14 protein-coding genes are annotated in these 21,760 nt (G+C 59.7%); 3 read left to right on the forward strand and 11 right to left on the reverse strand.

The genetic code is table 11. The features are described from left to right. A partial coding sequence (locus tag Q7S58_RS08595; protein ID WP_304823523.1) for an IS5 family transposase occupies positions 1-671 on the forward strand: 671 nt, incomplete at its 5' end. A gap of 137 nt (positions 672-808) precedes the next feature. Here the strand turns inward: Q7S58_RS08595 and Q7S58_RS08600 are convergent. The 10 genes from Q7S58_RS08600 to Q7S58_RS08645 form a co-directional block, all read right to left on the reverse strand. Next, the gene (locus Q7S58_RS08600) at positions 809-3,529 is read right to left on the reverse strand and encodes an AAA family ATPase (RefSeq protein WP_304823526.1); all 2,721 of its coding nucleotides are present in this window, start codon (positions 3,527-3,529) and stop codon (positions 809-811) included. Further along, the gene (locus Q7S58_RS08605) at positions 3,526-4,653 is read right to left on the reverse strand and encodes a DNA repair exonuclease (protein ID WP_304823529.1); all 1,128 of its coding nucleotides are present in this window, start codon (positions 4,651-4,653) and stop codon (positions 3,526-3,528) included. Before Q7S58_RS08605 ends, Q7S58_RS08600 begins: the two co-directional genes overlap by 4 nt. A 372-nt stretch (positions 4,654-5,025) precedes the next feature. Next, a complete protein-coding gene (locus Q7S58_RS08610; RefSeq protein ID WP_304823532.1) occupies positions 5,026-7,683 on the reverse strand; it encodes an AAA family ATPase in 2,658 nt (885 codons plus the stop codon). A gap of 4 nt (positions 7,684-7,687) precedes the next feature. After that, positions 7,688-10,804: a BPTD_3080 family restriction endonuclease gene (locus Q7S58_RS08615; protein ID WP_304823535.1), complete on the reverse strand. Its 3,117-nt coding sequence runs from the start codon at positions 10,802-10,804 to the stop codon at positions 7,688-7,690. A gap of 157 nt (positions 10,805-10,961) precedes the next feature. After that, complete coding sequence (locus Q7S58_RS08620; RefSeq protein ID WP_304823538.1) at positions 10,962-11,096, reverse strand: hypothetical protein; 135 nt, start codon at positions 11,094-11,096, stop codon at positions 10,962-10,964. 80 nt (positions 11,097-11,176) lie between these two features. After that, the gene (locus Q7S58_RS08625) at positions 11,177-13,873 is read right to left on the reverse strand and encodes a site-specific DNA-methyltransferase (protein WP_304823541.1); all 2,697 of its coding nucleotides are present in this window, start codon (positions 13,871-13,873) and stop codon (positions 11,177-11,179) included. 689 nt (positions 13,874-14,562) lie between these two features. Continuing rightward, positions 14,563-15,537, reverse strand: a complete 975-nt coding sequence (locus Q7S58_RS08630) for a hypothetical protein (RefSeq protein WP_304823544.1) — start codon at positions 15,535-15,537, stop codon at positions 14,563-14,565. Between the two features lie 350 nt (positions 15,538-15,887). Further along, on the reverse strand, positions 15,888-17,579 hold the full coding sequence (locus Q7S58_RS08635; RefSeq protein WP_304823547.1) for a recombinase family protein: 1,692 nt from the start codon (positions 17,577-17,579) through the stop codon (positions 15,888-15,890). Beyond that, positions 17,566-18,042 carry a DUF2924 domain-containing protein gene (locus tag Q7S58_RS08640; RefSeq protein WP_304823550.1) on the reverse strand — a complete coding sequence of 159 codons (477 nt, stop codon included), beginning with the start codon at positions 18,040-18,042 and terminating at the stop codon, positions 17,566-17,568. The genes Q7S58_RS08635 and Q7S58_RS08640 overlap by 14 nt, the downstream gene beginning before the upstream one ends. 672 nt (positions 18,043-18,714) lie before the next feature. Then, positions 18,715-19,245: a ParB/Srx family N-terminal domain-containing protein gene (locus Q7S58_RS08645; protein ID WP_304823553.1), complete on the reverse strand. Its 531-nt coding sequence runs from the start codon at positions 19,243-19,245 to the stop codon at positions 18,715-18,717. 708 nt (positions 19,246-19,953) lie between these two features. Here Q7S58_RS08645 and Q7S58_RS08650 point away from each other — a divergent pair. Further along, entirely contained in the window at positions 19,954-20,193 is a 240-nt protein-coding gene (locus Q7S58_RS08650) for a catalase-related domain-containing protein (RefSeq protein WP_304823575.1), read from the forward strand. A gap of 168 nt (positions 20,194-20,361) precedes the next feature. Here Q7S58_RS08650 and Q7S58_RS08655 read toward each other — a convergent pair whose 3' ends face one another. Then, positions 20,362-20,577: an FtsX-like permease family protein gene (locus tag Q7S58_RS08655; RefSeq protein ID WP_304823556.1), complete on the reverse strand. Its 216-nt coding sequence runs from the start codon at positions 20,575-20,577 to the stop codon at positions 20,362-20,364. Positions 20,578-20,752: 175 nt separating this feature from the next. On the opposite strand from Q7S58_RS08655, the gene Q7S58_RS08660 reads away from it, so the two are divergent. Then, complete coding sequence (locus Q7S58_RS08660; RefSeq protein WP_304823559.1) at positions 20,753-21,712, forward strand: antibiotic biosynthesis monooxygenase; 960 nt, start codon at positions 20,753-20,755, stop codon at positions 21,710-21,712. Positions 21,713-21,760: the final 48 nt, after the last annotated feature.

The following is a 21,760-nucleotide window of genomic DNA, read 5'->3' on the forward strand; positions in this document are numbered from 1 at the left end:
AGCACTTTACGGTGGACGGCACGCTGATCGAGGCGTGGGCCTCGCTCAAGAGCTTTCGTCCCAAGGGCGAGCAGCCAGGCGATCGTATGCCGCCCGCTGATCCGGGCAATCCGAGCGTGGACTTCCACGGCGAGCGGCGCCACAACGCGACCCATCAGTCGACGACTGATCCCGAAGCGAGGCTGGCGAAGAAGGGTGCCGGCAAAGAGGCCAGGCTCTGTTACACCGAGAGCGTGCTGATGGAGAATCGCAACGGCATCATGATCGATCTGCGCGTGGGCCAGGCCAGCGGCCGGGCCGACTGCGAGCAAGGGCTGGAAATGCTGCAAGTGGTTCGCGGAGCGCGCCGGATCACGGTGGCGGGCGACAAGGGCTACGACACTGCGGCCTTCGTGGCGAGTTGCCGCGCGCTCAATGTCACTCCCCATGTGGCGCGCAATGTGCGGCGGCCGGGCGGCTCGGCGCTCGACCATCGCACCACCAGTTGGCCGGGCTACGCGGTCAGCCAGCGGGTGCGCAAGCGGGTCGAGGAAATCTTCGGCTGGATCAAGCCGGTCGGCAACTTCCGCCGCACCCGCTATCGAGGCCTCGAGCGGACCACTTGCGCCGCCTACCTGGTCGGCGCCGCCTACAACCTGCTGAGGATCGCGAAGCTCTGTCCCAGCGGATGAATCGAGCCGCCAGCGAGCCGCACTTGCCACCGCCAATCCGGTAACTACCCGACTCGCAACCTCACTACTCACTTCCCTCCGTCCTCAGACCAAGCCCAACTCGCGATCCTGCCCTTTCATCAACAACCTGCTAAGGGTCACGCCGCCGCACCGTCACGAAGAATTCCCTCCAGATCGAAAAAACGTGCGCCATCCAGACCCAAGTAACGTTCTGGATGACACGTAAGGATGAGCAACTGCAATCGCTGCGCCGCCTCTTCCAGAATCCGCATCACACGGGCTAAGCGTCCGGAGTCTGTCGCAACCAACACGTCATCCAGCACCACGAGTTGGCGCTCGCCCTTCGCAAGCACCTCGGCCAAAGCGAGACGTGTGGCGAGATAGATCTGCTCGCGCTCGCCGCCTGACATGCTTTCGATCGACACCGGTGCATTGGCAATCCCCGGCATCATCTGCATGGGCTCGAACGCTTCCCCTAGCTGGACACGGCCCAGCCGATTGCCAGCAATGCGCTGCAGCGTGCGCGTTGCAGCGGCTTCCACCGGAGCCGCTACTGCGGCTAACGCTGCGTTTCGAGACTGCTCCACCGTTGTCCGCAGCAGGCGGATGGCGGCCATCTGCAATTCTTCGCTGGCAATCTCGCCTTTCAGACGGGCAACTTCCTCATCCGCCCGAGCGAGGGCCGAGTACGGGCCCTGCGCTGAAACGTGCATGAGGCGGCCCTCTTCGCTCTTTTCCTGTTCGAGAGCTTTGGTTGCCGTATCGTCGGCGGCCTGTAGTTGCTTCTCGAGCGTGGTTGCCGTGGCGCCGGGATCTTCGCCAAACTCGGCGAGCTTGGCCTCGATCTCTTCGAGACCTGCCCGCGCTGCATCCCAGGTAAGGGCGATTCCTCTCAGCTCGCCATCGCGTTCTCCCTCAGACTTGCCGTCGTTGGTCAGTTCAGCGAGCTTGTTGGTCAACGATCGCTCGTGTCGGTCGGTCTCTTCAATGCGCACCTCAATCGTTCCCCTTTGGTGGATGGCAGCGTTGAGTGCGGCTTGCGCGGCGTCACGAGCAGCCTCGGCCGTGTCGAGAGAAGCAAGGAAGGCACGCTTGCTCGCATCGGCCGCGGCTCTGAGCGCTGCCACGTCTGGAGGTGTGTCGCGCCAGTCCGGATAATCCGCGACGATCCGCGAGGTCACCGCCGCGAACGTAGCGCGTTCCGTTTCGATCTGCTCGGCCGTTTCCCCAGCCAGCAGGGTGTCAATCTGTGTTTGCGCGGCCGCGAGTCGTTTGTCCAGCTCCGTCGCCTTGTCATGCAATGCGTCCAGAACTTCGAGGTCTGCGGCCCCAAATGCCTCCGTCAAAGCTTTCAGCCTGTCCGCTGCCTTCTCACGTTCGATGCGGATCTCAGCGATCGATCCCGCAGGCCCGCGGGCGCGGAGGCGGGCGATGCCTGGCAAATCAACAACGACTTCGGGTGATCCTTTCACTTGCGCGGGTACCCCCGCTGAGAGTGATCGTTCTCCGGGTTCTTCACCAGACACGATAACCAGCGCACCGGCCTTCTCGGGAACGATCTCCAGCGTGATCAGCGCGGCTTCGAGGCGCATCCGTGCGTCGTCGTGGTCCTTCATTGCCTTGCGGATCGCGCGCAGCGTCTTCGTATCGGGCGCGACCAAGCGGCTGCGCTCCAGCTTGTGCTGCGCAAGGGTTTCCGACGCCTCGGCAATTCTGCGCAATCGATCATCAAGGGCCGATGCCCGCCGCAGCTCGTCGAGATACCGTCCCGCAAGTTCGGCGCGCTGCCTAGTCGCTTCATTCGCGTCGCGTGTCTTGCGGACATCTTCGAGCGCTGTCTGCGTCCGCGCGGTATCTATCTCGTGCTGCTCGACCTCGCGAACCCACGACGGCAGCTCGGAGCGAAGCTGGGTGAGGACCTGCCGCACGTCGGCCAGATCCTTCGCCGCAGTCTTAATAGCGTCGATTCGCTGCTTGAGCTCGCGGTGCTGAGCCTCGGCCGCCTTCACCCGGTCCAGACGCTGTGCCTTATTTGATATGAGCTCCCTGTACGCTTCAGCTCGTGTCCGTGCGTCGCGGAGGGACTTCGTAAGCGCGTCGGCGTCGCGCCGAGCTTGCGCGCGGCGCGCGCGCAGATCCTCGACCCGACGTGCCGCCTCCTCGAATATCCGCTGCTGCTCACCCGCAACGCGCTGCGCTTCGAGTGCGGCCTGCAAGCTCTCACCCAACCGCACCGCTGCCGGCGCGTCCTTGCCTCGCCGGTACTGGCCGCCAGTCGTGAAAAAGCGAAGGTATGCCGTCTCAATTCGCTCCTCCGGCGGCCCGCTGCCCGGACCCGACACCTGCACACCAAGGGCGGTTCGAATGTCCGCCACGAGATCACCCGACAACTTGCCAAGCGCCAGGTTGCCCTGTGGTGCCCACAAGACCTGAGCAAGCCCCCAATTCTCCGGCCGTGACAACCCGCGTCCCGGCGGATTGCGCGTGAGAATCTCTCGGATCTTTTCGTCCGCGGACTCGCCCTCCGCCATGCGGACGAAGCTTCCATTCTCACGACGCTCCAACTCAGCCGACGGACGATCGAAAAAGCGTTTCATCATTCGGTATTCCGCACCGCCGTGCGAGAACTCCACCGTAACGGTGGGAGCCAGCTCGCGTCCCCACGGGCGCAGGTTCTCGACCTCACGGCCGCTGACTCGATGCCCGTCGAGCAGGCCGCGCAGCAGGGCTTCAAAGAGCGTCGACTTCCCGGTGGCGTTAGGTGCGTGCAAAACGTTCAAGCCGTCCGTGAACGGACCAACCGAGATGGGGTTCGCGAAACACCTCCACCCCTGGACGGCAATCGAGCGAAGAATCACGCGCCACCCTCCGACGCCAACGCATACAACTCCAACAACGCCCGACACGCGACTTCAGGCGACGCACCTTCCGGACGTGGGTCGGCGTACGCCGGATCCGCCAGCTCGCGCAGGTTCGTCGCGGCCTCGCGCAGCACACCCGCCGGCAGGCCAGCGATCCAGCCGTCATCGCTCGGCGATGGCCGTAGGCGCGTCGGGTCAATGCGCCCGAAAAGGAATCGCGACGCGAGAATCTCCTCAATGCGCGTTAGCTCGTCGCGATCCTGCGCGGACAGCAATCCCGCGACGCGCAGGTCCAGCAGCGTGGCGCCCGGATTCTCAAGCGCTTCGACGCGTTGACGCAGACGCGCGAGGTCGCCCGGCTCACGCACCTCCTCCTCGATCACCGACCACGTAAGTCCACCCGTTCGAACTGGAGTGATGACGGGCGATGCGCCGGGTCCGGTGATCTCCACGATCAATGCGTTCCCGCTATCTCTTTCTCCGAACTTCGTCGTCTCGTGCGTGCCGGAGTAGGCCATGCGGACTGTCCCGTCGGTTGCCGGATACGTTGCCGTCGAGTGCCAATGACCAATGGCGAGGTAGTCCAGCCCGGCACGCACCGCTGCATTGCGGGGGATCGGATAATCGGGCTCCTCCTGGTACACCCCTTCGACCGTCCCATGCGCCAGCCCTACGCGAATCCCGCGCGAGTCACCTGCGGGAATCCACGCCGTCGGATCCTTGCCCGAGTGCTGCTCTCGCGCCGGACACGGGAAAAGCGTTCCGCCCGACACCTCGATCGGTGTTTCTTCCCGCAGCACGCGTACGTTGTCGCTCGACCGCCACGCCGGATGCTCCCACACCGACCCGGGCATGAACGGATCATGATTTCCTGGGGTTACGTAGACCGGCCCGCCGAATCCGCCCAGGATGTCCGCCACCTTCTGCACAAGCACGCGGTCGACACCGTTGTCCTCGAACGTGTCCCCGCAGACGACGACAAACTCCACCCCCGCAATGCGCGCCGCATCGATGACTCGCCGCGCCGCGCTCAGCCTCTCCTCGCGCACCCGCGTCCCCGCCGCGCCCACATGCGCGGCCCGCATGCCGATCTGCCAGTCTGCGGTGTGGAGAAACTTCATGTGTTGGCTCCTGAAAGCTCACCTGCCGCTATAAGCGTAGCGGGATAGCGGTCAGGTGCAGCGCCTTGGTTATATTTTCTCTTTGTATTCCCTGAAGCCATCAAGCAATTGCCGGAATGAGGTGGGCTTGTATTGCTCAAAACTTTCTTGGTCCACGTAAACAAAGTCATATTTCACGCCGGCCTGCACCCGATTAATGTCTTCGCACCATTGCCGTAGCCGTCCCATCTTGCGTGACGCCTCCCCGTACGAGCCGTCCGCATTGACCGCGTTCGAGGAATATCGCGAGGAATGCCTCACTTTGTAGAGGCGCAAACGAACGGACTAAAGAAACGACATCAGCCCCGTTCATGCGCGAGGAGTCACGTTCCATCAATGCGGCTTCATCTTTGGTCGGCGCTTCTCCGCATCATCGTGCACCTTCTTGAAGTCAGCTACCAGCGTTTCGAGCGCGGCAATATCGGCATTGATTTCGTGAGGCTCGGGTAAGGTGGCGGTTCCGGCGGACGGGTTGTCGTGACTGAACGTATTCGCTTTGGTCATGCCTTCATGAAACCGCACTGCGTATTCGTCAGGCAGATCAACGTACCGAAGGTTTTGCGTCTTAACCGCATCGTTAAATCGCGAAATCGTTTCGTGGAACAGGCATTCTTCTACAGCGCGCTCGTATGCGTCGCGGAGGCGGCCATACACATTTTTTGCTTCGTATTCATAGCGGCTCGGTTCTGTATTCTGAAGCTTGCCGACTCTAACCATTTCATTCTTGAGCATGGCGATTCGCTTACCCACCTTCATGCTCTTCCAATCTTCGCCTGATGGATCGACGAGGCCTGTGCCGTTGGCATTGCGAAATAGTCGGCAAGTTTGAGGCTCAAGCCCAGCGTCGTCAGCGATGCGGCAGAGCTCGTTGTAGAAGACCAAGTCGTGTGTGAATACGATGACTTGGCGCCGTTTTGCCTCCTCTACGATACGGGCAGCAACACGGGCGCTGCGCTGCCGGTCGAGCGATGACACCGGGTCGTCGATGATGATCGGCCCATCCGGAGCCGTAATTGTGGTCTCGGTCAAAAAGCCAGCCAGCGCGAGTGCGCGTTGCTCGCCTTCACTGAGGATATCGGAGCTGGTGCGCGTGAGCTTGGTGCCAGTGTCAGTCTTAAAGACCGCTTCTGTGCGACCGCTCTCGCGCGATAGGCTGATGCGGAGGTAATTGATGTCGAGCGCTTTGCATTCAGCCTCAAAATTATTCGTTACCAACTTGGTAAGGTGCTTGTCGATTAACTCATTCGCGCGCTGCGTGATCCCCTTGGTCTGCGTATTATCAATCGCGGCCTGAAAGAGCGAATCCTGCTTCAAGAGATCGCGGCGCTTCTTGAGAGTCTTCATCGATTGCGTGAGAAGGCGGCTGTCGAGCAGCTCCTGCCGCTCAGCCTCGAGCGACGCGCGCTGCTGGGCGTCAATCGCCGATTCGAGTTGACTGGCCTCGTCATTGAGCCAGTTCGCTGCTACCGTTATCTCCGAATCTGGCGGTGCCGGAAGGTCAGGTATCGCTGCGATTTCGGCCTCGCCGACGATTACCTTCAATGCCATTTCATGTCTTTCCATAAAGCTCTGGCTAATGATGGTGAGAGAGTTGGCCAGGGCAGGAAAGCGGGCCTCGATTTGCTTTATGCGCGCCATTGCGTCTGCAGGGGAACTGGTGTCGAGAGCGCGCAACGCCTTAATCCCAACTCCAAACGCATCTTCGGCTTCCCTTGCCTTTTTGGCGAGTGACGCGGTGACGAACGCCTCGAACCTACTAAAGCGCTCGCGAGCGGAGGCGTCGAGTGGCTGCTGGCACAACACGCACCGCGGATCGGTGCCGTCAGCTAAGAGTGTCGAAACTGGGAACGAGCGGTTTGGATAGGCATCAGCCGTCGAATAGGCACGCGCCGCTTCCCAGAGACGGCGCCACGTCTCGCCGCCGACGCCAGCGAGAGGCTCGGCAGCAAATGCCCCGCTTGCGGCAAGATCAGCGGCTTTGCGGGCTTCGGCCGCCTCTTCCCGTAGTTTAACAAGCTGCTCGATCTGGCTAGCGCTGAGTGCGGTGGTCAAATTGGTGAAGCGAGAGCGGCGAGCTTCGAGCCATTCGGCCAGCGACCGACGGTCCGCGGCGTCACCAGCGGATCCGACGAGTAGCTTTTCTAGCTGGGCTAGTCGGATCTCCTCAGCTGGCCCAAAGGAAGCTGCTGCGTCAATTGAGACATCTTTCGTGTCTCCGGTCAGGGTGTTGTAAAATGTTTGAGCATTGGTCGCTTTAGGCTTTAGGAATTCGATTTTGGTAAGAACCAGTTGCTCCTGCACTGGCTGACGCTCTGTATTCAGTTTGTTCTTAACGGCGAGGCCAACCTCGTTAAGCTTGTGGGGCAAGGCGAGGCCAAAGGGCAGAAAGCGTATCTGGTTCCCCTGATCCACGTAGAGTTCGGCCGCCTTGCTATCGAATACCGCAGCGCGCAGCATGAGCTCTGAGGCGGCGGTACCCTCTGTCCACGAAATCACCTGCTCGCCTCCTGCCGTCTCAATGACGATCTCGGCTGAATTGGGGCCACTCGCAGTGCCATAAACGTCGGCGAGTACCTTCAACTTGTTCTGATCGGTAATACGGGTACGACAGGCACGCCGGAGAATGCGGATGAACCCCGTTTTTCCACTACCGTTGGTGCCGTAAATAACAGTAAGGCCCTCTAGCTTGAAGTTGAGCGACGCCGTGGGCGCGAGCTTGTTAACGTTCTTAATATTGCGGATAGCCTTGATCCTAATTGCCGGGGCTCCCGAGCTGGCACCGAGATGGCTTTTGTCGAGAGGCACGGGCACCGGGGGCGCTGATGATAGAGCGAGGCCGGCTTGTTGCTTCACCATCGCAAGAAGTTCGTCAAGGTCAGCGTCAGTCACTTCTGGCGAACCGGCCAAGCGCCGCAAGGCGTCTTGTTGCCATAGATCGAGCCTTGAGCTCGCCCACTCAAGAATGTCATCGGCGGCAGTTGTTGTGGGCATTGGCTCAATCGCTCCGCGCCAAGCTAATTGCCGTATCAGAAATGAGCTGTTTAACGTCGCTCGGTTTCCTTGCGACTGCGTAAGCCCATCGTCCGTATGTCCGGTCGGCGTTGACCGCCTCGACCCACTTCTGAGCAGCCTGGGCCTTGACCTCCTGTAGTTCGTCGTAGCCCTTCACTTCGAGAATCAGATGCATGGGCGGCTCGGTCTTGAGCCTGACGATAAAATCGGGAACATAGTCGTGCGCTTCGCCGTTGTGAAAGTATGGGATTGCGAAACCCAGCCCTGCATTTTTCGCGAATGCATCAACCAGGTCATTCGTGTCGATGAAGTACGCTGCTGACTCCTCCCACTTCTTTGTATCGGCAACGACGTAGTTCACATGGCTGCGTACGACCTCGCGCACTTCGCGGCTCGTCCAAAAATCGACCTCGCCGGTTGAGCCCGGTTCTCGCCGCGTCTCATAGATGGGAACGATCGGCGCCTCGCCTTGGGATACGTCCGGCTTGATCGCATCCCTCAGATGCTCGATCACCCATCCATAGTATGGCGAGCAGAACACGTCGATCGTTTGCGCTGGCGGGAGCGGCTGAACTTTCTCGCGAAGGTATCGGTCCACGATTTGCCGCATCTGCGGAAACAGCACATGCGCTGGCGCCTCGCACTCCCGCCGATTGACGTACTCGCGCGTTAACTCGGCCGCCATGTCGAAAACCAATTCCTGGAACCTGCGGCCCGAGCGATATGGATTCAGATCAACCTTCTCGAGCTTTCCTGGGCCCGACAGCGAATGTCTTCCTTTGTTACTCGGAAGTGTGGCTTTGACCTCGACTTCCGGCGGTATCTTCATCGGATCGATGGTCAACGTTGGCGCAGCATTCCAGTCAATCGTCACGCGGTTGCGGATCGCCTGCCGATATCCTTCGACCCGCGGGTACTTGATCTCGAACGCCGCCTTCTCGGGCAGCGAATGGATGTGGTGGCGCCTAACTGACGGCGCGGCACCGCCCTTGTTTTCCTTGAACGGGATGATCTCGAAGGGGACGCCGAAGACTTTTGCGACTTCTTCGGTGAGCCTCCCATCTTCGCCGACTTCATAGCTCGACCGGCGCAGCCCGCGGCCGACGACCTGCTCACACAGTAGCTGCGACATGAACGGCCGCAGTCCAACTATGTGCGTCACCGTGTTGCAGTCCCATCCCTCGGTGAGCATCCCGACGCTGACGATGCATCGCACGTCCCGTCCAGGCGGGTGCAGGGGCCTCTTTAGCTTGTTCGCGAGTTCTTCGAAGTTCTCAGGATACAGCGAGCGTCCCTGCCGATCCTTCGGCCATTCGGTCTTGCCCACGGTGTCGAGCGTGAGGCGCATCCACGCACTCTCGTCGCTCTTGGCCTCTCCGGTATCGGTCTCCGCGATGACTTTGGAATCGACGCGGATCGTGTTTTTGCGATTATCGTTATTGAGGAAGCCCGCGATTTTCGCCGGCGCGATTCCCGACGGCGCATCGTTTTCGCCGAGCCACTTGTAGATCACGTCGGCGATCTTTGTATTTTTACAAACGATGATGAACACGGGCGGACGCGGATCGCCGACATGGTCGCGCTCCCATTCGGCGCGCAGCTCCTCCCATAGTCCCGCCAGCATCAGGATTGGTGTGGAAGCGTATTTGAGAACGGCTTCTGGCTTTGGATTGGCTCTCTTGCCGCCCCGTTCACTCGGAGTGAGTTTCGTCAGGATCCATCGCCAGATATTGAAGTAGCTCGGGACAGGATTTCCCGTTGTGTCCCGGACGACAAGCTGTGGAATCTTGGTCAGCCCCGACTCGATCGCATCCGTCAGGCCGAAGTCGGACACCACCCACGGAAAGGTTCTATTCGTCTCCTGCCCGACGCGACCCAAGAAATATGGAGTCGCTGACAGATCGAGGCAGAAATTTATTCCGCGCAGCTTGTGAATCCGATCGAGGCCTTCAACCCATACTGTCGCCTCTTTGAAGAACTGCTCGCTGTCGTCCTCCTCTTCTTCGTCGTCGCCGTTCTCGGGTTGCCGAATGCGGTAGGCGTGATGCGCTTCGTCGTTGAACACGAGGATGTTCTGCTTGCCGCCTACTTCCTTGCCGATCACACGATTCACCACCGCGGTATCGCTCTCGACATACTTGTACGATTCGATCCGTACCCGTTTGAGATTTCCTTCCTTGTCCTTTTCCTCGCTCAGGACCTTGATCAGCCCTGCCGCGGCCTGACGCGACACTTCATCAGGTGTCAGGTAGCGCTTGCCACGCGCCGTCGTCGTTCTCGCCCCAATCGTGATCGTCTCTTCGACACGAACCGGCACGCCCGCTTTAATCACCTTGCCGCTGGTGCCGCCGGTTTGGACGCTCTGAGGCTCGAACACGTGCCAATTTGTCACCACCACGCGGCCCTTCGTTAGGTCGGCCATCAGATGTTCGGGAACCAGATCGCGGGTCCGGTAGAGGCTCGCCTCGCCAGTCTCAGGGTGAAGCTCACCTAGGCGGTTGCGAATCGTCACGTTCGGGCAGACGATCAACACCGCGTCCGAGAAGCGGCCGTCGCTACGGTCATTGACCTTGTTCAGGATGCTCCACGCCGCCACCATTCCCATCACAGTCGTCTTTCCCGCGCCGGTCGCCATCTTGCACGCATAGCGAGTGAAGGCCCTGATGCCCTTCGCTTTTGCCTCGTCGCTCGGCTCGTCGGACGGCACTTGGATTCCTTGCCGGAAATCGGCGCGCGCTTCGTTCAGGAAAATGATCGCTTCAGCGGCCTCGAGCTGCGCGAAGAACAGCCGATGCTGTCGGCCGTCGCGCTGCCAGTAGTTGAGCAGGTCGAACGTCGTCCGCGTCACGCCCGGGTAGCCCTGGCTGCGCCATTGCTTGATGCGCTCGCGGATCAAATTTACAAGCTTGAGTTCCTCCCAGCTTCCGCGCGCGTCGTGCTCGCTATCGCTCGCGGGAGCTTTGGGATCGCGGAAGAAGTAACCGGCCGGCCGGCGGCCAGGGCGCTTTTCTGGAGACGCACCTTCTTCGATGTTCCAGTGAGCGGCTGGCTCCTCGTACGGCGAGTTCAGTATCGGTTCGGGTACTTCGTAATCGGGCATTGTGCTTGGGCCTCTGGTCTCCTGAAGGTGGCACAGGCTTTAGCCTGTGGAGTTTCTGACAAACAGCCATCTGTAATCATCGGACCGAGACTCGAGGCCCCCTTGACCGGGTTCTCTCTGATGTATTCGATTTTCTCTTGCAGCTCCGCCTCGTGTCTTATGATGTGATCGAAGCTCCGGGCACTTCGACGTGCGGCAGGTTGCGGCGCTTGAAGACCAGGCCTTCAGACTTCCAGGGATCGATTGCTTGAAAGCGATGAGGACCCATGTCTGAAGGTTCTTTCCGGCTCATGAGGTTTCCTAAACACAGGCTAAAGCCTGCCACCTCAGAGATTGCAAGTGACACAGCCTTTAGCCTGTGTGGTTTCCACTTTAGCTCTTGCCTGCTTCCGTGATGCTTTTCACTACCATCAGTTCGTTGCCGCGATCGTCGATCACCTTGACCGCGATCTGGCCGTGCTCGCCCGCCTCGAACGGCGCGCTGATTGTGCCCGCCAGATGGTCCCATACCGCTTCATCGTAGGTGCCGCGCAGCGCCTTCTTCAGGTTCTCCCATGCGCTGGTGCGCGGAAAGAATGCCTGCGACACGTGGAAGCACAGCCCGTTGTAATCCGTATCGAGGAGCCACGCCGGGACGTTGTCGCCGGACTCATGATGCGCGTGCATCTCGATTGGATCGAACACGTCGAGCCCCGCCAGCTCGGCCTCGAACTGTGTTGCGCCATTGCTCGACGGCTTGATTCGGCGCAGCTTCACCTCGGGCAGGCCGCAGACGCTGAAAATCTGGCTCGAGCGCATCGTCTTGAGCAAGTCGCCCATCATCAGGTCGGGCGTCGCCTGCACATAGGTGGCCGCGATGCTCATCACCGCTTCACAGTTGTCGATCAGGTTGCGCGCATTGGGCTGGATCGCGAAGCCGACTACGTACAGATGCGCGTACCCCTTGCCACGCGCCTCGAACGCGGCCTCATGCACCAGCTTCTCGCTGACCGCGCCGTTCTCGGGCCCGAATACGAAAGCCACGCTCTTATCAGCGCCGTTGGCGACCATCGCTTCCGCCGAGAGCGCGAGCGTCTTGGCCGGCGGGCGGACGTTCTTTAGCGTGATTTTCTTGTTGCCGCCGACTTGCAGCACCGGCGACTTGCGCAGCACTTCGAGCATCCGATCGACGAACGAGCCGTGGTCTTGTTGGCTTTCAGTGGCACCGGCTTCAGCCGGTGAGGATTCATAATCAACCGGCGTAGGGATCGTCGCCTCGACGCAGAACGGACCGGTGACGCGCGTGATGCTGTTCGTGACCTCAGGCCGATCGACGAGCACTTCCTCTGCCGGAGGTTCGTCGTTCGCGATCGACTTGAGCGTGACGTGCGGCACGATGCCGCCGACTTCTTCGCCCTTGTTGTTTTGCTTGCGCTGATAGATGAAGCCGCCGGCAGGTCCGCGCGCTTCGTCGTTTAGCTGGTAATAGGGAAACGTTGCGGTGAGCAGGCGTTGGCGCGCGAGGGCGAGCGGAACGCGACTGGTGTCGATGGTTATCCAGCGCCGTCCCCACTGCTCCGCGGCATATGCGGTGGTTCCGCTGCCGCAGGTAGGATCGAGCACAAGGTCACCGGGATCGGTGGTCATAAGGACGCATCGTTCGATTACCTTCGGCGACGTCTGGACTACGTAGAGCTTCTGCGCGGCGAAACCTGAAATCGCCGTGTCATCCCAAACGTTGGAGATGGGGAATACGGGAAAATCGCCTAGAAATCTCACGTAGCTCAAGGTGTTGCCGACCACAATGAGTCTCTTAGCGCGAGCGAGACTCTCCAGCCCCTTTAGATCGGTCTTAAACGTCCCGCGTCCGGGAGTGAACCGCTTGCCATCGAACTCGAACTCTCTCACATCACCTTCTTGTGCGGGACGTTGGCTGGTGAGATTGTCCTGTCGAAATATCCTTGAACCTGTCGGTGCTTCGGCTTGTATCCGTTCGACGGACCCGAAATTGTTCCGGGTTCCATCGGGCAATTCGGCCCACGTGTATTGGGTCCCACCAACTTCGCCCGCTTCTTTTTTCAAGTGAAGCTGGCGGTACTTGACCCTCTCTCTATCCTTGCAATACCAGAGAAGGTAATCGCTCACTGCAGACAGCAAATTCCCAGATGCGCTGCTCGTTTTGGTGAAGGTAATCAAGCCGCAGTCGTTTTCAGAACCGAATACTTCGTCCATGAGCTCACGAACGTGGTGCAAATTCTCGTCGCTGATTTGCACAAACACGCTTCCGCTCGGCGATAGTAACTCACGCGCGAGCAGCAGCCGATCGCGCATATAGGTAAGGTAAGAGTGGAGTCCCAACTCCCACGTGTCGCGGTACGCCTTCACCATCTCGGGCTCGCGCGTCATGTCCTCGTCGTCGTTGTGAGTGACGTCGCGCTTGCGCACGAACGGCTGAAAGTTCGAGCCGAACTTCACCCCGTACGGCGGGTCGATGTAGATCATCTGGACCTGCCCGCCCAGCCCCTCGTAATGGAGCAGCGAATTCATCACCGCCAGCGAGTCGCCCAGGATCATCCGGTTGACCCACTTGTCGCGGTACTCGTAGGCCTTGAGCACCTGGTCGGTGATTGAACGGCCGGGATCGCCGAACAGGTCGAAGCCGAGCTGCGGATCGAGCTTGTGTCCCTTGAGCGTCTCGATGATGCCCTTGGTCGAAAGCCGCTCATGCACGAACAGCGGCAGCGTCGGCACGTCGAAGGAGAGCCGCTCCGCCTTGCCCGCCCAATTGAGGAACGGCCGCGACATCTGTTTGAGCCGCTCGGCGGCGTGCTTAGCATCGTCGAGTGATTTTGCTTCCAGGATTTCGCGAATCAGCGCCTCACCTGCCTCGCGCGATGAATTCTGCCCGTCCCATTCGAGCTCCGGCGAGATTGACGAATCGTAGCGATAAGTGGCCGGCGGCTTGCGCTTCTTGAATTGCGGCTGCGTGCCGACCTCCGGCCGCAGCGGACTGTCGGCTTCGGGATGCCGATAATTGGCCGCGTCGCGCGGCCCCTTGCTGTTGTTGCCCTTCTTCCTGCCGTTCGCCACCTGAAGACCTCTCTCCACGCTATGTGCTATCGCGAGTGTCGCACGAGGAGGCCGTGCGCTCTCCGCCATTGCTCGGCGCGCCGCATCAATGTATCCCTCGTCGCTTCCAGCTCTGCCGGCTCCATGAGGGGCAGGTACCAGAATCCGTCTCCGTTCTTCGACGCGGCAAACCTTGCTGGCCCGACCGCAACTAGTCCAGTGCCATCAACTCCCTCACCCTCGCCATATCGACCGATCCGACTCGACATCCTTGCCGAGATGCAGAATCGCATACGCCCAAGGCTGCCGGATTGATATAGCGCGTTGTTCGTTCTTGTAAGGCAAGTCAGGCTTTCCTCTTCGTGGTCGCAAAACGAGCGCTACGATCCGGCGGTGCGCGGATGGCGTCGATAACGCCCTGTTTAGTTACGACCAGCAAAATAGCACCATCGCCCGTCATCCCAAAATCCAGCCGAGTGTTTTTTGGCAGAGCGGCCGCGACTATCGCTGCCGGCGAGATAAAGGGACTCGTCGACCTTCTGAGGGTGGATTGGCTCGACAACTGCGAGGCCATCGTCGCGATGCAGTCTGCCGTCGCGGTAGTTATCCCCGCAGGGCTGCCCGAGACGTGCGGCAGGTCGCGATGTGAATTTGTTGCCGGAAACCTGGCTGTCTGGAAGACAAAGCCGAGCATTCTTTGCTGTCACCGATTAGGACGCCGTTGGTGATCGCCTAATCAACGAAAGCTGATCGCTGACATATTGATGCCAGCTCTTCGCGGCTGCCGAAGCGTGCAAGGCCTCTCTCAGCATCCACGCCAGCGCCGCCAATTGGCAGTGATCATTTTCAGTGAATACGTACGCCTTTTCTCTTTCGAGGAGCGCCTTAGTTAATAGAGGAAACGCGATGGCACCGAAGAGCAGGTGACGCCACGATTCCCATCGACGCAGTTTTCGCGATCGAATCCGTCCGTGAGCAAAATCGCCCCGCAGCCGGTAGAATTCGCGCACCCAGTCTCGAAGGATCGCGAGGTCGAAATAGAGTTGGGGCCTCTCCGGGACGATCGCTTCGACAAATCGCTTGGCTACTGCGTCGGCGTTCGGCGGCGCCCCGAGAATTCGCTCCAGCGCGGATGACATCAGCACCCATTCGAGGTGCTCACTCATACTCTCGTTGTCTGTGTTCGCCTGGTTGAAGCAATAGATTGCCTCCTGCCAGGCAGTCCAACGTTCAGAATCGGAACTGGTCACGACGATCTCACGAAAACTTGCAAGCGCGCGAAAGAAGCTCTCGTCGAGCGACGCTCGCGGAACCGCCGCAGCGTGCACAGGCACGTGAACTCGCATCGCGGGACCCGCGGCAGGCCCGAAAGGTGTGTTGTCTCGTCTCCGGAACATTGGCGCTCTGACGCCGGTCATCGAGTCGAATCGGCGCTCGTACAACAAGAAGCAGTCGGAGTTGCAATACGGCTCGGCGCGACCGAGAAACTCTCGGCCAGAAAGACCTGAAAGACACGCGATGTCGATATAGTCTCGAATCGTTGCAGCATCTGCAGGGTCCACCAAGTAGTCCAGCAGGATGTGGCTGCGCAGGCTCACGACGGCGAAATTCGCTACCGGCTGTCCGGTGATGCCGATGAAGTCCGAGAGAACAGACTTAACGAACCCTATCGTCTCATCGTCCAAATGAGCAGGTGGATGGCCGAGATCAATTGGAAGGAGGGTAACGCCTCCTGCGCTAAACGCGCGGTCCAACCGACACCATGGCAAAAAATGCAACGATCGCAGCAGGGCACCATCTCCGCTGGTATGCTATTTCTTCGAAATCGCCACGAACCTCGAACTTCCGGCAGACGCCGTTGTCTCGACATCTCGGATACACCTGGTGTTATCGCGTGGTCATCATGGAATCAAACTCGAGGTCGTCAAAATGACGCCGGCATGCGAGGCGCACCAGGTTTGCCGGCGCGGGCTCGCATCAATCCTTTGTTTGGCGGAATCATATGGGATCGGACGGTACGGGCTGGAATGCGTTCCTAGCCGTGCGCGAGTTGACGCAATTGCTCTTTCCACTCTGGCGACAGCTCGAAGCGACCGTCCATCAGCATCTGAAGACTAAGGCCAGCCGCAGCGCGCCCCTCGACCACAGCATCGACTATTCGGGGTGCGAGGAACGCCAGTTTGGTAAGCCGCTCGACGTAGCGCTTGGGGAGACCGTCGCGTCGGGCAACCTCGGCCAGTGAGCTAACTTGGCCCGCAGCCAATTCCTCAAACCATTGAGTGGCGCGAGCGATGGCCTTCAGCAGCGCCGGGTCTACCGTCCTCGGGGCATCTTCGCATCCCTCCAGAATCAACCGTGTCTCGACGCCGCGCCGCTTCATTCTGAGCGGCAGGAGCCTCGAGAGATGAATTGCGCTGGCGATCGGCACTTCGAGTTGGCCGACGGAGGGAACCGAGAGTTTGATTGAGACCCGGATGCCCTGCTCGAGGAGTTCCACCCGCTCGACCAGATCCGTCAGACAAGCTGCCACGTCAATCGAAGCTATCAGCCGTCGGCCATAATCCGCCGCTGCTTCCAGCATCGCACGCACGTCCGGAGACTCGATTCCAGACTTCTCCAGTGCCTCGAGCAGGCCGACTCGGTCGTCCAGAATGGCTCGCGCGGCAATTGCCACTGCCCGCTCGATCTCAGTCGCCGACAGTCTCCAGCCGCGTTGCGCATCCTTGGCAGAGCCTGTGATCAAGCCTTTCGATACGTAGTAGCGGTATCTCCGCGCGCCCTTCACAGTGTATTGCACGTAGAGCGGCTCACCAGTTTGCTCGAAGAGCTTTCCTGCGAGCGGGCTCGATCCTGCCCTGATCGGACGTTGGCTCCGCTGCGCGGCTTGCTCGCGCAACTGTTGCTGAACCCTTTCCCAGAGCTCGCGCTCGAGGATCGCGCCGTGCAGTCCCAGATGGCGTTCCCGCTTGTGGCGGATCTCGCCGATGTAGATCGGGTTGGCGAGCAGTTCGTAAAGGGCGCCGCGCGAGAAGGATCGTCCACCGGATTTATTGCCCTTCATCGAGACTCGAATCTTGGAGCTGACGCCGCGATGATCAAGATCCTGCTTGAGCAGCCGCACGCTGCCGAGTTCCAGATACCGCTCGTAGATCCGCTTCACGGTCGCCGCTTCCGCTCGATTGATTACGAGATGTCGATCGCGCACGTCATAACCGATCGGTACGGTGCCTCCCATCCACATACCCTTGCGCTTGGAGGCGGCAATTTTGTCCCGAATCCGCTCCCCCGTCACTTCCCGCTCGAACTGCGCGACCGAGAGCAGTACGTTCAGCGTCAAGCGTCCCATCGACGTAGTCGTGTTGAACTGCTGGGTGACGGATACGAAGGAGACGCCTTGGGCGTCGAACACCTCGACCATCTTCGCGAAGTCCGTGAGCGACCGCGTCAGCCGGTCGACCTTGTACACGACCACCACATCGATCTGCTTCTGGCGAATATCCTCCAGCAGATGCTGCAGTGCCGGCCGCTCCATGCTGCCGCCCGAGTAGCCGCCGTCGTCATAGGCAGTTGTGACGACCTGCCATCCCTCTCCGGCCTGGCTTTTTATGTATGCCTCACACGCCTCGCGCTGTGCGTGAAGCGAATTGAAATCCTGCTCCAGACCCTCTTCCGAGCTCTTGCGGGTGTAGATTGCGCAGCGCCGGATACGAGATTTAGCGGGCTCCATCAGTCGTCTCCTCATTCGTGCTCTTCAAGCCAAAGAACAGTGGTCCCGACCAGCGCGTGCCGGTTATCTTGCGGGCGACTTCGGAGAGCGATTTGTACGGCTTCTTCTGAAACATGATGGCCGATTCGAGTACCGTCACCTGATGCTGGACGCCGTGCCAATCGCGCAGCAGCACGGTTCCCGGCTTGAGCGTGCGCTCGGGCGCGACCCGGATGGGTCGTCGGGCGGAGGCATCCTCGGCGGCCTTGGTCAGGAGTCGGCGAGTGGCCAGCTTGAGACCGCCGTAGGCGTTCTCTTGCAGGCGATACGCGATCGCGCGAATCAGCAGGTCGAGGCCAATCTTTCGTGGCGTTTCGGTGCGGTATAACTCGCGCCACCTTGCTTGTAGCTGCTCGCGGCTCAGGGCCGTGAGACCGGCGATTTCGGCCGACAAATCTTCAGCGCTTTGGTTCTTCGGTTTCATAGTGCGCCCGTCCTCTCTCTCCAGGCGGTCACACCATTGCTCTTGCGGCGGCACGCAGCCAGTCATGCAAAACGGAGAATTATTGGAGTCAAAGGTCGTCGTTCGCTTGCAGCATACGCGCAGTAAAAATAGACCTGGCAGCTGCACTCATAGCCAGGCCAATTGCGAAACGAATCGGCCAATGACACTATGAGCCGTCCGCCTTATACGAAAACCATGAGCCTTTGAAGGAGAGAACGATGGACGTCGACCAGATTCTTGCGGAGTTGAAGATGGAAAGGGGCCGCCTTGAACGAGCTATCGCGGCTTTGGAAGGAGCAGTCGGCCGTGGAGCACCGATCGCGAAAGGCCCTGCCGCTGCGGCGATCACCAGTTCCACTAAAAAGCGCGGGGGAATCACCGCAGCGGGCCGGCGACGTCTATCCGAGGCCATGAAAGCTCGATGGGCAGCCCAGAGGTCAAAACCCGCGAGCGGTTCGCGAGCTACTTCGGCGGCGACTAAACGTGGGTCGAAGCGCGGTATGACCGCCGCGGCCAGGAAGCGCATATCTGAAGCAATGAAGAAGCGCTGGGCCGACAAGAGGAAAGCCTCTTCGCGAAAAGCCGTCGGAGACTCGGCAAGCACTGAATGAGGCCCGTCTCTTCGTATTTTGATATTCCTGCTGCCTACCGTTAGCTCGCATCTGCATCGGACCTAACCAAAAGGTCGGGGAACCGCGCGAGCTCCGGCTTTGAGGTGAGCCCTTCGATCCGCAGATCGATCTCGCCCATCTCGAAGCCGGTCGCCTCGAGATTGAAGTCCAGGTCCAGCACCGACAGCTCTTTCAGCTGTTCGGCTAGTAGCTGATCATCCCACACCGAATTCTCGGTCAGTCGGTTATCAGCGATCATAAACGCCCTCGCTTGAGCCTCGCTCAAATGCTCCAGGCTTATGGTAGGCACCTCACTCCATCCCATCAGCTTGCAAGCCAGGACGCGGCCGTGCCCGGCGATGACCTTTCTGTTCCCGTCGATCAGAACCGGCACGTTGAAGCCGAAAGCCTCGATGCTGCGCGCTATCTGACGGACTTGCTTGGGACTGTGTGCGCGAGGATTTCTGGGGTCGAGTTGCAGAGCCGTGATCGGCTGATAGACGATGCTGATTCGATCGGCAGTTTGGTCCGTAACTAGCGGTCTAAGCTCTCTGCGCGGGTCAGTCCTCATCATCCACCCCTCCAAAACGAAAATCGCCCGAACAGGTCCGCATCTTATACTCACGCTACCGGTCCGGGCGAAAAAGCTACAAAGCAATCATCAGCTCAATTCAAGTAGCAATCAATATGGTAACGAGCCGATAGTGACGATTTACACACAGCCCCCCGTGCACTTACCAACAAAGTCCCGTAATCGATAAATTGCCGTTCGCAGATGCAACCGATTCCATCGAAATGGCTTACAGGTATCAACTGAGCCCGACCGCCCTCGGACGGAACGCATATCTTTACATGGGCTGTGTGTATAGACTTTCAACACCACTCCCGTGATTTAAGTTCGCGACAGCTTGTTTTGGGCGCGTTGGAGATATTGCTTTGAGAGGGTCAACCTTTGGCGCAATTCTGATCGGGTTCCTCGCGCTCGACGGTTGTTTTCAATGGACCGAGGATCCGAATGGCTCCCTTAGATCGGTCGGTGTACCTGGAATGTCAATTTGGGAATCCAATAAACCGGCCGCTCCCATCACGCCAGCGGACCTGGGAATGAGTCGAGGAAGCAGCCAAGATCACTGGACTGGTTTTGGTCCGGCCGCCAACTCCGCCCTCGCGCGCGTACCGATACCAGTTTTTACCAGTTCGGCCAGAATCATTGTCTGGATGACCTCAAAAAATTGCTCGCTCAACGCGCGCAGAATAACGACTTCGGGCCGGAGCCGTACTGCAGTACTTCGGGCAGCCCGGCACGCTTTATCGCGAGGTGTTGTCTGAAACCGATCGCGAGCACCTGGTCACGAACATTGTTGGGCATCTGAAGGACGGCGTGAAGTCCGACATGCTGCAGCGCGCAATCCAGTACTGGACCAATATCGATGCGGGTCTCGGCGCGCGAATCCGCACCACCCTCGAAGGCGGCCGCGCCAATGGCGCCACTGAGAAGAGCAGCGAGGTAACCAAGTAGAGAACCATCGCGAATTGAGCGCGGATAATTCGCGCGCATCGATCCTACTCGATCGAGTAGTCGCTTCAGGCAGTCTTCCGTAGCGCATCGACGATGTTTCGCCGCGCGGAGGAGCGCGCCGGTACTACGGCGCTGAGAATTCCGATCAGCGCCGAAATGACGAGCGTTTCAATCACCACCGGCGCGGGAATCTGCACTATCGTGAGTCCACCCATCGAGAGGCACTGCCGACAAGAACAGCTTCAGCACCAGGCACGCGGCGCCGCATCCGAGAATGCCGCCCAGCAATCCGATCAGCAGCGATTTGCACAGCAGCAGGGAAAGTATCGTGCGCGGGGTGATACCGATCGAGCGCATCACTCGATCCTGATCTCTCACCGCCATCGCGAGCTTCAGTTTAGCCCGTCACTCCTCGAGGCGGCCCTGTAGGCGCAGGTTAGCTCGCACCTTGGGTAGGCTTGCGAAACGATCGCTCAATCGCGATAGTTTGCCGGTCTTGAAGCTTTGAGTTCCACTACGAGTTGATGTTTGACAGATTCGGCTACAATCGGGGTTTTTTATGAACGATGACTCCACTCAGTTGCGCGAAGCTTACGTTCCTCAACCCGCCACCGCGATCGCATCTCATCTTGTGCGCCCTGAGATGGCCGACGAATACATTGAGGCACAAACTGCGATCACGGAAGCGGCGCGGATGAGTCCGGGCTTCGTCGGCACGGAAGTACTTTCTCCGATTCCCGATCTGCAAGGGGAATGGGTGGCGATTTTCCGCCTCGAGTCCAACCTGGCGATGAAGCGATGGCTGGAAAGTCCGGAGCGCGCGCGACTCGCCGCGCGAATCGAGGCTTGTTTGTCGGAGCCTTCGCATATGTTGCTGCTTGCCAGCGACGACAACGCCGAGCCACCAGTGGCGGTTGTTTTTACCCATCGCGTCGCCAAGGACAAGGAGGAGGCCTATCTTGCGTGGCGGCGCAAGGTGATCGCGGCGCAGGCGCATTACCCCGGCTATCTAGCGACCGAATTTTTCCGGCCCCATGGCATCCAGAACGAGTGGGTGGACATTGTTCGCTACGACAACGTGGATGATCTCAATCATTGGATGGAATCGAAAGAGCGGGAAGCGCTGCTCAAAGAACTCGATCCGATCGTCGAGAGTATGCACGCGCATCGGGTAACCGGGCTTGAAGGATGGTTCGCACTCAATCGGGGGGCCGCCGCGACCGTCAGAGTACCGCCCTCGTGGAAGCAGATGCTGTCGGTGTTGTTCGCTTTGTATCCCACGGTGATGGTGCTGAATTTTCTGACTCCGCTTTGGCATACGCTGCCGTTCCCGCAACAGATGCTGATTGGAAATATTCTCTCGTGCGCATTGCTGACCTACCTGGTGATGCCCAGGGTGAGCCAATTTCTCAATTTCTGGCTTACTGCGCCGGTTCGAGATTGGAAGAACGAGGCGCTGGGAGTTGGCGCTGTACTGGCCGGCCTCGCGTTGTTCGTTTTCATATTTCAGTCGATATGACCAACTTCTGAATCTGGCGACGCCCGCAGCTTTCCTGCGGCGCTTGCT

The sequence above is a fragment of the Candidatus Binatus sp. genome (assembly GCF_030646925.1).
In the GTDB taxonomy this organism is placed as follows: domain Bacteria; phylum Desulfobacterota; class Binatia; order Binatales; family Binataceae; genus Binatus.

Bases quoted from the DNA above. Each gene is read 5' to 3' on its own strand.
- Q7S58_RS08640 (WP_304823550.1), bottom strand. From the start codon at position 18,042: ATGAAACCGAAGAACCAAAGCGCTGAAGATTTGTCGGCCGAAATCGCC.
- Q7S58_RS08655 (WP_304823556.1), bottom strand. From the start codon at position 20,577: ATGGCGGTGAGAGATCAGGATCGAGTGATGCGCTCGATCGGTATCACC.
- Q7S58_RS08660 (WP_304823559.1), top strand. From the start codon at position 20,753: ATGAACGATGACTCCACTCAGTTGCGCGAAGCTTACGTTCCTCAACCC.
- Q7S58_RS08620 (WP_304823538.1), bottom strand. From the start codon at position 11,096: ATGAGCCGGAAAGAACCTTCAGACATGGGTCCTCATCGCTTTCAAGCA.
- Q7S58_RS08610 (WP_304823532.1), bottom strand. From the start codon at position 7,683: ATGCCCACAACAACTGCCGCCGATGACATTCTTGAGTGGGCGAGCTCA.
- Q7S58_RS08645 (WP_304823553.1), bottom strand. From the start codon at position 19,245: ATGAGGACTGACCCGCGCAGAGAGCTTAGACCGCTAGTTACGGACCAA.
- Q7S58_RS08605 (WP_304823529.1), bottom strand. From the start codon at position 4,653: ATGAAGTTTCTCCACACCGCAGACTGGCAGATCGGCATGCGGGCCGCG.
- Q7S58_RS08635 (WP_304823547.1), bottom strand. From the start codon at position 17,579: ATGGAGCCCGCTAAATCTCGTATCCGGCGCTGCGCAATCTACACCCGC.
- Q7S58_RS08615 (WP_304823535.1), bottom strand. From the start codon at position 10,804: ATGCCCGATTACGAAGTACCCGAACCGATACTGAACTCGCCGTACGAG.